This window comes from Pseudomonas sp. CM25, from assembly GCF_013179705.1.
Classification (GTDB): domain Bacteria; phylum Pseudomonadota; class Gammaproteobacteria; order Pseudomonadales; family Pseudomonadaceae; genus Aquipseudomonas.
Genome location: NZ_JABMCW010000173.1, coordinates 1 through 11,574, shown reverse-complemented (window position 1 = coordinate 11,574; position 11,574 = coordinate 1). Strand labels below are relative to the sequence as shown.

Annotated in this window: 8 protein-coding genes and 2 pseudogenes; 7 read left to right on the top strand and 3 right to left on the bottom strand. The window is 56.4% G+C overall.

Features of this window, described 5'->3' with window-relative positions:
* The 4 genes and pseudogenes from HP546_RS17955 to map all read left to right on the top strand — a co-directional run.
* The coding region (locus HP546_RS17955; protein WP_172227974.1) for an FAD-binding oxidoreductase at positions 1 to 889 on the top strand (889 nt) is incomplete at its 5' end.
* Between the two features lie 61 nt (positions 890 to 950).
* Positions 951 to 2,294, top strand: coding sequence for a branched-chain amino acid transport system II carrier protein (brnQ, locus tag HP546_RS17950; protein ID WP_172227972.1), 1,344 nt, complete (start codon positions 951 to 953; stop codon positions 2,292 to 2,294).
* A 556-nt stretch (positions 2,295 to 2,850) separates the two neighbouring features.
* The gene (locus tag HP546_RS17945) at positions 2,851 to 3,057 is read left to right on the top strand and encodes a ParD-like family protein (protein WP_172227970.1); all 207 of its coding nucleotides are present in this window, start codon (positions 2,851 to 2,853) and stop codon (positions 3,055 to 3,057) included.
* A 2-nt stretch (positions 3,058 to 3,059) separates the two neighbouring features.
* Positions 3,060 to 3,870, top strand: a pseudogene (gene map / locus HP546_RS17940) (type I methionyl aminopeptidase).
* A gap of 664 nt (positions 3,871 to 4,534) precedes the next feature.
* On the opposite strand, the gene HP546_RS17930 reads toward map, so the two are convergent.
* Positions 4,535 to 5,926, bottom strand: coding sequence for an alginate export family protein (locus HP546_RS17930; RefSeq protein WP_172227964.1), 1,392 nt, complete (start codon positions 5,924 to 5,926; stop codon positions 4,535 to 4,537).
* 251 nt (positions 5,927 to 6,177) lie between these two features.
* On the opposite strand from HP546_RS17930, the gene HP546_RS17925 reads away from it, so the two are divergent.
* The 3 genes from HP546_RS17925 to HP546_RS17915 all read left to right on the top strand — a co-directional run bounded on the left by HP546_RS17925 (position 6,178) and on the right by HP546_RS17915 (position 9,627).
* On the top strand, positions 6,178 to 7,857 hold the full coding sequence (locus HP546_RS17925; protein ID WP_172227962.1) for an arylsulfatase: 1,680 nt from the start codon (positions 6,178 to 6,180) through the stop codon (positions 7,855 to 7,857).
* On the top strand, positions 7,854 to 8,879 hold the full coding sequence (locus HP546_RS17920; protein WP_172227960.1) for a formylglycine-generating enzyme family protein: 1,026 nt from the start codon (positions 7,854 to 7,856) through the stop codon (positions 8,877 to 8,879). Before HP546_RS17925 ends, HP546_RS17920 begins: the two co-directional genes overlap by 4 nt.
* Positions 8,880 to 9,147: 268 nt before the next feature.
* Positions 9,148 to 9,627 (top strand): MarR family winged helix-turn-helix transcriptional regulator, encoded by a 480-nt coding sequence (locus tag HP546_RS17915; protein ID WP_172227958.1) that lies wholly within the window; start codon positions 9,148 to 9,150, stop codon positions 9,625 to 9,627.
* Between the two features lie 170 nt (positions 9,628 to 9,797).
* Here the strand turns inward: HP546_RS17915 and HP546_RS17910 are convergent, their stop codons facing one another.
* Positions 9,798 to 11,072: an OprD family porin gene (locus HP546_RS17910; RefSeq protein ID WP_172227956.1), complete on the bottom strand. Its 1,275-nt coding sequence runs from the start codon at positions 11,070 to 11,072 to the stop codon at positions 9,798 to 9,800.
* 130 nt (positions 11,073 to 11,202) lie between these two features.
* Positions 11,203 to 11,574, bottom strand: a pseudogene (locus tag HP546_RS31130) (MFS transporter); the annotation flags it as partial.

The window sequence follows — 11,574 nt, the reverse complement described above, 5'->3', positions numbered from 1 at the left end:
GCCATCCTGGCGAAATCTGTTAAACCGTGAAGGGCTCACAGCACATCTGCTGCAGACACATTATATGCGTGTATGGGAAGACTCCAGCCTCGAGTCTGCGCTGTCCGAACAGGAATTCTATTCTGCCTGGGGAATAAAAGCGCACGTTGCCAACAGTGAGGAGTTGGCAACGCTCGAACCGGCCCTGCGCGGGCGAGTGCACCATGCAGTCGTGCTCCCCCATGCGCACCGCGTGGCTGACCCTTACTCACTGAGCCAGGCATTATTCAATCGTTTCCTTGAGCTTGGCGGAAAACTCGTTCAGGAAAAGGTTCTTTTACTGGGTCCGTCCAATGGCCGAGTGGATGTGAAGACAAACCTTGCCAAGTACCGTTTTGACAAAGCCATCATCTGCGCGGGCGCCTACAGTGCCACACTCCTGGAACCCTTGGGGTTACAGGTTCCGCTTATGGCTGAACGCGGATATCACCTGAATCTTGCAAATGTGCATGGTTTGATAAACGGCCCGATCTGTTCCGCGGATCGAAATGTTTTCATTTCTCCGCTGGATGGCGGATTGCGAATTGTAGGGTTCAGCGAGCTTGGTGGCACGCAGCTTCCTGCGAATCCCGCACGTTACCGGACTTTGCGCCATCACCTTGGCGCCCTGTTACCGCAGACCGAAACCCACTTGAATGCGGCCAGCGAATGGATGGGGATGCGACCTACGCTGCCCGACTCACTACCCGTTATCGATACACACCCTACGCATCGGCAAATTGGTTTTGCCTTCGGTCATCAGCATGCAGGGCTCACCCTCGCCGCGATCACTGGAAAACTCATCTCCAGCCGCATGTGTGGCGGGGCGGATAGCATCGACACCAGTGCTTATCGCGTTACCCGATTTTGACGCTCAGGCATAGAGCGCCAGTCCCTGTACGGAAACTAATAATAATTCGAGGCAAAACGTCATGAATGGCACGATCACGGCAAGAACTTTTCTAGCACTTTCATTCTTTCTCTTCTCCATGTTTTTGGGCGCTGGCAACATTATCTTCGCCCCGCCCCTAGGCCAAGCCGCAGGCACGAACACCTGGCTGGCCATGTCAGGTTTTTTGATTACTGGCGTAGGCTTGGTGTTCTTGGCTATATTAGCCTTGTCGATTGCGGGCGGCAGCATCGACACCCTATCGAGTCGCGTCAGCCCTGGCTTTGCTAAATTCTTCTCGATGCTTTTGTTCCTTACGCTGGGCCCGATCTATGTGGTGCCCCGTACCGCGGCGGTCGTATATGAAGTATCCGTGACCCCTTTCGTAACAGAGTCGCTGAAGGTCTCGAATTGGCCATTGATGGCTTTCTCCGCGGTTTTTCTTGGCGTCACGCTATTCCTGTCGTTGGACCCTAAAAAGTTTGTTGACCGTATCGGCAGCGTTCTCACTCCCACCTTCATCATTCTGTTGACCATTATCGTCATCACCTCGATCGTGTGGCCCATCGGGGATTTTTCGGCCCCGACCGGTGAGTACGTCGAGAACGCTTTTAGTCTTGGCTTTACTCAAGGTTATTACACCATGGACGTGCTGGCCGCATTCGTGTTCGGTAAGATTTTCCTCGACGCGGCCAAGGGGTCCGGCGTAGGGTCACACCAATTATCGAAACTGTTCGTGCGGGCAGGACTCGTTGCCGTGGTTGGTTTGGCCTGCGTCCAATTGTCGTTAGCTGGGATGGGCGCAAGCAGCTTTGCTGTACTCGGGCTTTCCAGCAATGGTGGCCAAGCACTCACCCAGATCGTCGATCTATTGCTAGGTCAAACCGGCGTGGTGATGCTCGCGGTGATTATCATGCTGACAGGACTGACCACGGCCGTCGCGTGCTTGGCGTCGGTGGCTGAATACTTCAGCCGAGTGTTTCCTGCTGTCGGTTACAAACCCTGGGCCGTTTTACTTACAGCCCTGAGTCTGTTGATCACCAATTTTGGCTTGACTTCAATTTTGCATCTCGCATCGCCGATCCTGTTGTTCTTGTACCCGATTGCGATCACCTTGATCGCACTCGTCTTCCTTAACAGGCTCTTCGGTGGCCATCAATCCGTTTACATCGGGGCAGTGCTGGGCGCGGGGCTCATGGGAGCCATTGATGCGCTGAAGGCGTTTGAATTGGTACCGGCAGCGACTGACGCGTTCCTGGCTTCGGTCGTACCACTTTACAGCAATGGACTTGGTTGGATTATTGTCGCGACGTTATTCGGGCTGCTTGGCTGCGCGGCGATCTCGCTTCGTAGTGGCCACGTATTTCAAAACGCTCCCGTAGACTGATCATGCCGGCGGGTAACGGATCTGCGCAAGCGCCTCCGCCCTACCCTCGCCGTCCAGTTGGTTCAACCTGTCAAATAGCCCGATGGAAGCGACGCAGGCTGTAGCTGGCTGCCTGCGTGACAGCGATTGGACCGGTGGCCAATCGATCAGCGACTCGCAACTGGTGGTCGATTAGTGGCCCCCGCATAACGGCTCCATCGCTTTCAACAACGGCACCCACTTTATCAGCAACGGTTCGCGTATCAACCAGGCGTTTAGCGAGGAAGAAACACGCCTGGCGACGACCCTGCCCGAGTGTGGCCGCCTCACCGACCACGACCACAGCCATTGCGATATTGGCCGGAGCGCCAACAGTGCGCAAACGGCGATGAACCGATGATGGCTCTTCATCCCCTTGCGAGCCTGAGAAACCCTGCGCATCCAACCGCCCAGCTAGCCAGACTGACTTTTTCTGTAGGCAAGGGGCGCGGCTGCCCTACCAAAGCACATCCCAAGACAGTAGTCATTCATATACGACTCATATATGATCTGCCCACACCTCACAGGAAAGCCATTGATGGGCATTGTCAACATTGATGACGAATTACACGAACAGATTCGTCGCGCGACTAAAGTCTCGTGCCGTTCAATTAACGCACAAGCAGCGTTTTGGATTAAGGTCGGTATGTTATGTGAAACCAACCCTTCGTTGTCCTACAGCGAAATCATGAAGCGTGAATTCAGCAGCGCCGGTGTCTCGGCCGAGCCATTGGCAACACTATGACGATGATCAAACACCCCCATGAGATAGCCCTGCTGGCGGAAGCCGGGCGCCTACTTGCCACCGTCTTCGAAAGGCTCGACCGCACCCCGCTCATGGGGATGACCACGCTTCAGGTCGATGGTTTGGTCGAGACCATCATCGTGCAGGATCTTCAAGCCCGGCCTGCCAGCAAAGGGCAATACGGTTATGGGTTCGTTTTGAACTGTTCGATTAATGAGGTGGTGTGCCATGGCGTTCCCTCCTCCACTCGAGTGCTGCAAGACGGCGATATTGTGAACCTCGATATCACGCTGGAAAAAAACGGATACATAGCTGATTCCAGTAAAACTTACCTGATCGGCACGCACGGTCAGCCCATTGGCCAAGCGTTTGACCCAGGTCACATACCAAGCCATGTGGAAAGGTATTCACACGGTTCGCCCGGGTGCGCGTCTGGGTGATATAGGGTCAGCCATACAGCGCCACGCGAAACGCAACGGTTACTCGGTCGTTCGTGAATATTGTGGTCATGGTATCGGGCGAGAAATGCATGAAGCCCCGCAGGTGCTGCATTTTGGACAACCCGGGACTGGGCTCGTGCTCCGTGAGGGCATGGTATTCACCATTGAACCGATGCTCAACCAAGGCGCACGGCACGTTAAAACGCTAGATGACGGATGGACTGTAGTGACCAGAGATGGCCGATTATCCGCTCAGTTCGAACACACTGTTGCAGTGACTGCTTCAGGGGTTCGGGTCCTGACGCTGAGACCCGATGAGCAACACGTTGAAATCCCGCGCAAGCCCTGCCATGAGCGCACCGATGCACAATAATGAGGGGACGTTGGGCCCGCCAAACGGCCGCGGCAAGGCGCGCGGCTGCATACAGGCCCTCAATTGATTCAGTCCGGTTCGAAGCTACTGATGAAGCGGCTATCAGGGCCTCATTGAGGCCCTGGCCCACAGCATTCACTGCCTTGACCCATTACTACGGTGGGCCTCAGTAGATAATGTTGAGCTCAGCACGTAATGCGGTTGACTCCTTTAGGCCTGAATCCTTCATGGCCTGGGAGGGAGAAAAATAGCCTGCCGAAAAGTAGGCCACGAGGTTCCTGTTGATGGGCCAGAGGAATTCTGCCGATGGTTGCATACCGACGTATGCGTGCTCCGTTTTGATAGCTGGGCGACAACCCAGTCATACCTGGGCCATAAATGCCATCATGGGCAGAATAACGCCAGTACCAGCGATTATAAAATTTAAGACTTGATTTTTCACCCACCGGAATCGTCAGACTGGGGCTAACATCGATTAAATTGGATGCACTCAATGAAGAATTGATCGTGAGGTACTGATTTCCCGCATACAACGGATTGAACGTCTTTTACCTTCCCAGATGCTCGCGTGCCGCCTGTAAAATAATCTGCCTGCAGCCCTAGCAACACACAAGTTCGCGAATGCAGACAGACGCTTGAGCTGCAGAGAGGGCCGAATTGTCTGTCAGAGCCGGAGAGTGGCGCGCACCGTGACCAAGGAGGAGTCGTCGCCACCCGCATCTTTGATGGCCGAGCCGACGTCAAAGTAGTTGATGTTGAAGTCCATCGTCAGGTTGGACGTAGCCTGCCAGCGACTATTGACTAGATAAAGGGTTCCCACGTGACGGCCGGTGTCGCGAGTGCCTGCCAACAGGCTCATGCCGGGAACATACACGCCATCCTCCTCGCGCTGCTTCCATACACCGAAAATGGCCGGTTCTATACGGATCTTGCTCCAAGGCGAAAAGCCGAATGTCGGGCCAACTATGACGGCATTACTTAATGTGGTCAGGCTGGCATCCCCGTAAAACCCGTTACGTGGGTACAGGGGATCGAAGGTGCCGATCTTGCCGTCGCCCAGTTCACTGTCCCCGCTCGCCGCGTCGATACGCATTCCGAGGCGGGGTTTCCAGCGGTGGTTAAAGGAGTAGCCGCTATTGCTCGCTACCATCCACGCGCGGATTGGCGCGCTAGCTAGATGGCCACTCTGTCCGGCCAGATTCCAGCTCCAATCCAACACATCATGGTGGCCAAACAGGCGGGTACCGAAGGTATAGCGCTGCTCATTACCCGACTCGCCGGCCAAGCTGCGGTCGTCAGTTTCTAGCCCAAAGGCGAACAGGTCCAAGTTCCAGCTCAACGATAGGGGCAAGGTACCGTACAGACCGTAGACCTTTACACTGTTGTTGCTACCGTCATCCCAGCTGTCTTCGCCGGTGGTGACTGGGCGCATGGCAAAGGCATCGAGCTTGCGCCCGTCTTTGAGGTTGAGGCTCGTTCGCATGCCGTCGAAGCTGAGGCGGATGTTCGGCACATCGCGATAATTGAAGAAGGTATGGTCGCCAAGGGCAAACTCTTGGCGCCCTACCCGCAGGGTGGAGCGGCCTCCAGCCAAGTCGTAATTGAGATCGATGAAGGCTTGGCGTATTTCGTTGTGGCTTTCGTCGGCCGGGGAATACACATCTTTGCCGAACCCGCGTGTGTTCTCCACCTGGACGAAGGTGCGCACTGCATCGTTGAACAAATGCAAATCGGCGTGGGCTTGCAGCCGCTGCTGCAGATAGGAATCGTCGTTCAGATCGCGCAGGCCGAAGAACGGCTTGCCGAGCACGTCGGCCCGGTAGCGGGCCTCAGCACCTAGTTGCAACCAAGCCGACTCGGACAGCCGATGGTATCGCAGGCCATCGAAAGGGTCTGTGGCCTTGGCGGGATCGTCGAGAAAGCGGTAGTCCTCGACCCAGCGGGGTGCCCCTGGCCGGCCAGGCCGACTGTCCTCCAGCGGGCTGGCTGCATGGATGCATTGGCTGAGTGAAAGTAATGCAAACGGAACCCAAGTCCGCTTGAACGGCCTCGTCATCAGAATTTCCTCGGTTTGTTATTGTTGTTGCCACTGGATAACTCTGTTAGCGATTATTTTTGTTAATTATATCGGCGTCAACTGGTCAGCAGAGGGGGATCAGGAATCCAATCAGGAAGCGTTCGGTTATCGCACACTTCCCCGTCGATTCACCCGAATCCATTGGTCTCTGTCTCTGGATTTCTTAAGCAACACCGTCTATTTTGAGCTTCCACACGCACGCTAATTCACACAACAACAAGAGCACTCCGATGAATTGCCCACGTACCTTTGCCGCTCTCGGCATGCTGATCCTCGGGACCAGCCAGGTGATGGCCGCCCCAATCGTTAAACAGCCAAACATTCTCTTGATCGTCGCCGATGACCTTGGCTTTTCAGATCTGTCGGCCTTGGGCAGCGAGATACAAACGCCCAACCTCGACAAGTTGCTGGCTGATGGCCGCCTGATGCTTGACTTCCACGCCGCGCCGAGTTGCTCGCCTACCCGTGCGATGCTGATGTCGGGCAATGACCCGCATCTGGCCGGGCTGGGCATGATGTCTGAAGCCCGCAAACGCCTATTCGGCGATGCCCAGGTCCGTGCCGGTTACGAGGGCGTGCTTGGCACCAGCGTCGCGACCCTGGCTGAATTGCTGAAGGATGCAGGCTATCGCACCTACATCGCAGGCAAATGGCACCTAGGCATGCAGCCGGCGCAGCAGCCGCAAAATCGTGGCTTCGACGAGGCCTACGTCCTGCTCGAAGGTGGCGCCGCGCAATTCAAACAGACCACCATGGATGCTCAACCGAATTACGGCGTCACTTACCGCCACAATGGCGAACCCATCGAACTACCTGACGATTTCTACTCCACCACCTGGTACACCGAGCGCCTGATCGATCTCATCGACCAAGGCAATGCCAGCAACAAGCCGTTCTTCGCATTCGCCGCCTATACGGCGCCACACTGGCCGTTGCAAGCCCCCGAGGAATTCCTGGCGCAGTACCGCGGCCGCTATGACCAAGGCTACGAGGCCATTGCGCATGAGCGCTTGGAGCGCCAGCGCAAGGCCGGCCTGGTACCGGCTGATTTCCCGATGCAGGTGCAACTGGAAGGCGTGCCGAGCTGGGCTTCGCTGAGCGAAGAGCAAAAGCGCCACTCCGCGCGCACCATGGAGGTGTATGCCGCCATGGTCGCGGCGCTTGACGCCCAGGTCGGGCGCCTGGTGAAACACCTGCGCGAGACCGACCAGCTGGACAACACAATGATTCTGTTCATGTCCGACAACGGGCCGGAGAACACCACCCGCGTCGACCCCGATTGGATCAAGGCCAACTTCGACAATCGCCTGGAGAATTATGGCCGTCGTGACTCGTTCCTGATGGTGGGGCCGGCCTGGGCCCAAGTCAGCGCCCTACCCAGCCGCCGCTACAAGATGACCACTTACCAAGGTGGCATCCGCGTGCCGGCATTTGTCTACTATCCGGCCACCGTCAAGGCTGGACGCAGCAAGGAAATGGCCAGTGTCCGAGACATCATGCCGACGCTGCTGCAACTGGCAGGTGCGCCGATGCCAGGCATCAAATACCGTGACCGCAACATTGTGCCGCCGCAAGGCACCTCGGCCCTGGACTACTTGCAAGGCAAGGACACCCAGATTCATGCTCGTGACGAGGCCTTGGGCTGGGAGATCAACGGCAGCGCCTCGCTGCGCAAAGGATCGATGAAACTGCTGTGGGATGCTACCGACGGCAAGCCGGCTTGGCATCTGTACGACCTGGACAAGGACCCTGGTGAGCATCGGGACATCGCCTCCGCACACCCTGAGCAGGTAGCGCTCATGCTGCGCGACTGGAAGGCATACGCCCAGCGAAGCAATATTGCAATCCATGCCGACGGTCGCCCCGCCAGCCCGGCACTACCTAAGCCAGCCCTGGCCAAGCAGCCATGATCGCCCGAGTAGCCGGCTGCGCAGCACTCATCGCCGGTCTACTCGCCGCTGCCTACGCCGCGTGGCCGCAGGCGCCGGCGCCGGCGCTGCTGTGCGCAGGCTATAGCGGCCTGCCCGCGCAGCGCCAGGGCCCCTGGCGGGATGGCATGGTGCAAGTGCCGGGCGGCGAGTTCAGCTTTGGTTCAAACCGTTTCTATGACGAAGAAGGCCCCCCACATCTTGCCAAGGTTTCGAGCTTCTGGATCGACGTGCACCCGGTGACCAACGCTCAGTTCGCGCGCTTCGTGAGAGCCACCGGGTATGTCACCCATGCCGAACGCGGTATCAGCGTCGCGGACGACCCGACCCTGCCCGACGACCTGCGGGTACCGGGCGCGATGGTATTCCAGCAAGGGCCTGATGTACTCAGCCCCGGGTGGCAATTCGTGCCTGGCGCCAGCTGGCAACACCCGCAGGGCCCAGCCAGCAGCCTCGCTGGGCTGGACAATCACCCTGTGGTGCAGATCGCCTTGGACGATGCCCAGGCCTACGCCCGCTGGGCAGGCCGCGAACTGCCTAGCGAGGCGCAGTTGGAATACGCTATGCGTGGCGGTCAGGACGATGCCGACTTCAGCTGGGGCCCCAGCGAGCGGCCTCAAGGCAAGCTCATGGCCAATACCTGGCAAGGCCAGTTCCCGTACCACAATGCGGCGAAAGATGGTTTCACCGGCACGTCTCCAGTGGGCTGTTTCCCGGCCAATGGCTTCGGTCTTTTCGATGCTGGCGGCAATGTATGGGAGCTGACGAGCAGCGGCTATCGACCGGGCCACGACGCCCAGCGCGATGCCATCATCGATCCTCCAGGCCCGGCGTTAGCGGATAGCTTCGATCCCGCCGAACCGGGCGTACCGGTGGCGGTGATCAAGGGTGGCTCGCACCTATGCTCGGCAGACCGCTGCATGCGCTACAGGCCTTCGGCGCGCCAGCCGCAACCCGTGTTCATGGTTACCTCGCACGTCGGCTTCAGAACGATTCGGCAATGAGGGACCGCCCACATGGATTGGCGCAACACGTCGATCGATAGCGGGCGTCGGATAGCACAATACAATGACACTGTCTGCGCCAGGTTCCCCTCACATGGGGTGCCTCACCCGCTAGCGAGCAGCATGGTTACGCTGTCAAACGTGATCTGACATTCCTATTCCACGCCGGCGAGTTCAATAGCGATGGCTATCAATGCACTAGCAAGATTGTGCCGAGGCGGGCAAACTGGGTAAATTACTTATCCATATTTCGAGAACGCTTCCTCCAATGGCAAGGTCTGCACGTACCACCGACACCGATTCACCCCCCCTTTTAGCCGAGGATGGGGCACTCGAGGAATTGATCGGTTACGCTTTGCGCCGAGCTCAATTGAAGCTTTTTCATCAGTTCACAGCTCGGCTCTCGGCCTACAATCTGCGCCCTGCGCAGTTTTCAGCGTTGGCGATCATTGCCCAGAACCCAGGTTTGATGCAGGCAGACCTGGCCCGCGCACTTGCGATCGAGCCACCGCAGGTCGTGCCGATGCTGAACAAATTGGAAGAGCGAGCGCTCGCGGTTCGTGTACGTTGCAAACCAGACAAGCGTTCTTACGGGCTGTTCCTCAGTAAAGCAGGGGAAGCGTTGCTCAAAGAGCTGAAAGGGATTGCAAGGGAGAGCGATCGTGAGGCGACGTCGGCACTGAATGATGAACAGCGAGGGCAGTTGTTGAGTTTTTTGACCAGCATTTATCAGACGCCTGAGTGCTAGGGGCTCTCCGATCAAGTCAGCACGGGTCAGCTGACCTGTGCTGACGTTCAGCCAACCTCAACAAGCCTTACCCATGAGCGATACCCCACTGTCTGCACTGCCGCTGATAAGTCGGAAGCTGAAATCTCTGTGATAGAGCAGACGCAGCGTCTGATTTTAACGCCTGAGCGTTATTTAAACTTCCAGGTATAATCGATGTTGATGCGAGTTTCATTTGCGCTTCGCATTGTTGCAGCTGCAGATAGGTCGTTTCGAAAGAAAGCATGACGCGCTCTTAGCGCTAAGCCGGAGAACGGCCCTGACTGAATGACATAAGAAAGTTCCACGTCCTTGGACGACTCCGTTAGGTTATCACCCCCCATCGCGGGAAGGTCGATATTGGACCCGCGCATATACCTGAGCATACCTTTAAGCCCTGGAATCCCCATCGCTGCAAAGTTGTAATCATAGCGCGCAATGGCAGTGCGCTCTTTGGGGTTGACAAAATCAGAGCTCATCGAACCTTCGTTAATAGTTGTTGCTTCTCCACCAGAAAGATAAGCGAAAGCAGTATCTCCTGTTTGATACATGTAGCCTAAGCCGAAGGCATGCGGGCCTGTTTGGTATGTGACCATTAGCCCGTAGTTCCTGTTGTCAACTTCTCCAGATTTCGAGAGACCCGAATCTCGACTATCGAAGAATCGGAAGTCGGTCCTAAGTGTGCCGTTGCCAATGGGTGCAGTATGGATTATCCCCAAGTAGCCCTGGGTGTAGATGTCTTCTAGCTCGGCGTGGAAGTATTTTACGTCCAGGGTTGGTGAGAAAGCATACTCAAACCCGGCGAAGGTATATTTGTCAGAAAACTGTCCTGGCTTGAAACGACCGTTCGGGTTGGCGATCGAAAGCTGCTGATTGTCCGTAGAGTCGCGCTGATTCACACGGTCAATATAGCCGGCGTGGAGCGTAAGGTTTGGTATGTCTCCCGACGTAACGTATGCGCCACGGAAGCTCTGGATCAAAAGTCGTGCTGAGCTGGAGTACAGGACGGGTAGAGTCGGAAATAGCGTCCCTACAGCTAGGTCTGTTTTTGAAACCCGGGCTTTGACAGCGACACCCAGTTCAGAAAATTCGTGGGCCGCATCTCGGGTCTGAGGGTCGAATGGCAGCATTTGCGTGCCAGTGTGTTCAGGCGATGAGTCAAGTTGAAGCCCGAGCATTCCCGTGACGTCCACGCCAAGACCGATTACGCCAGGCGTGTATCCGGAGTCAGCATTGAAAATGAAGCCTTGAGCCCACTCTCGAGCGGCTGGATAAGGTGAGTCTTTTTTGAAGTCGCGATCAAAATAATAATTCCGCGCTGTCAATGATACTTTGCTGTCTTCGATAAAACCACTTGCGCACGCATTGGCAGCCACTGTTGTGAACAGGATGACACAGAGGTGGGATGCAGAGCTATGTGATTGCATAAATATGTGTCCGATTCTTAGTTTTATTGTTGGATCGACAGCGCCGAGTAGGCAGCGCTCATTTGAGCGCTGCACTAAGCCAGTTTAGAGTGGCAGATAAGCTATAACTGATTTAGAAGAGCGACTTCGGTTAAGTAGGAGTATTGTGCTCCGCCGAAAGGACGGTCACGGGCTTTCTTGCTGCGGTCAGGACAACTACCATGGCTAGGGCAAACGCCAGAGCGAAGAGTGAATACAGTGAAGCCGGCGCCCAGTTCAGGTCGAGGAAGTATCCAGCCGCTACAGGAGAGAGTATTCCGCCTGCTCTCCCAACACCGATGGCCAGCCCAAGGCCGGTTGTTCGAACGTTAGTGTCATAAAGGCTTGGCGCCATCGCGAACAGTCCCGCCACTGATCCATTAACTGTAACCCCTAGCAATAGTCCAATCAAAAACGCGAGGGACAGATTGGACGTTGACTGAACGAATACAACCATCAGCGCAGCAGTCGCAATGAGAAACAC

Coding starts and splice junctions, on each gene's coding strand:
- brnQ (WP_172227972.1), top strand. CDS start 951: ATGAATGGCACGATCACGGCAAGAACTTTTCTAGCACTTTCATTCTTT.
- HP546_RS17945 (WP_172227970.1), top strand. CDS start 2,851: ATGGGCATTGTCAACATTGATGACGAATTACACGAACAGATTCGTCGC.
- HP546_RS17930 (WP_172227964.1), bottom strand. CDS start 5,926: ATGACGAGGCCGTTCAAGCGGACTTGGGTTCCGTTTGCATTACTTTCA.
- HP546_RS17925 (WP_172227962.1), top strand. CDS start 6,178: ATGAATTGCCCACGTACCTTTGCCGCTCTCGGCATGCTGATCCTCGGG.
- HP546_RS17920 (WP_172227960.1), top strand. CDS start 7,854: ATGATCGCCCGAGTAGCCGGCTGCGCAGCACTCATCGCCGGTCTACTC.
- HP546_RS17915 (WP_172227958.1), top strand. CDS start 9,148: ATGGCAAGGTCTGCACGTACCACCGACACCGATTCACCCCCCCTTTTA.
- HP546_RS17910 (WP_172227956.1), bottom strand. CDS start 11,072: ATGCAATCACATAGCTCTGCATCCCACCTCTGTGTCATCCTGTTCACA.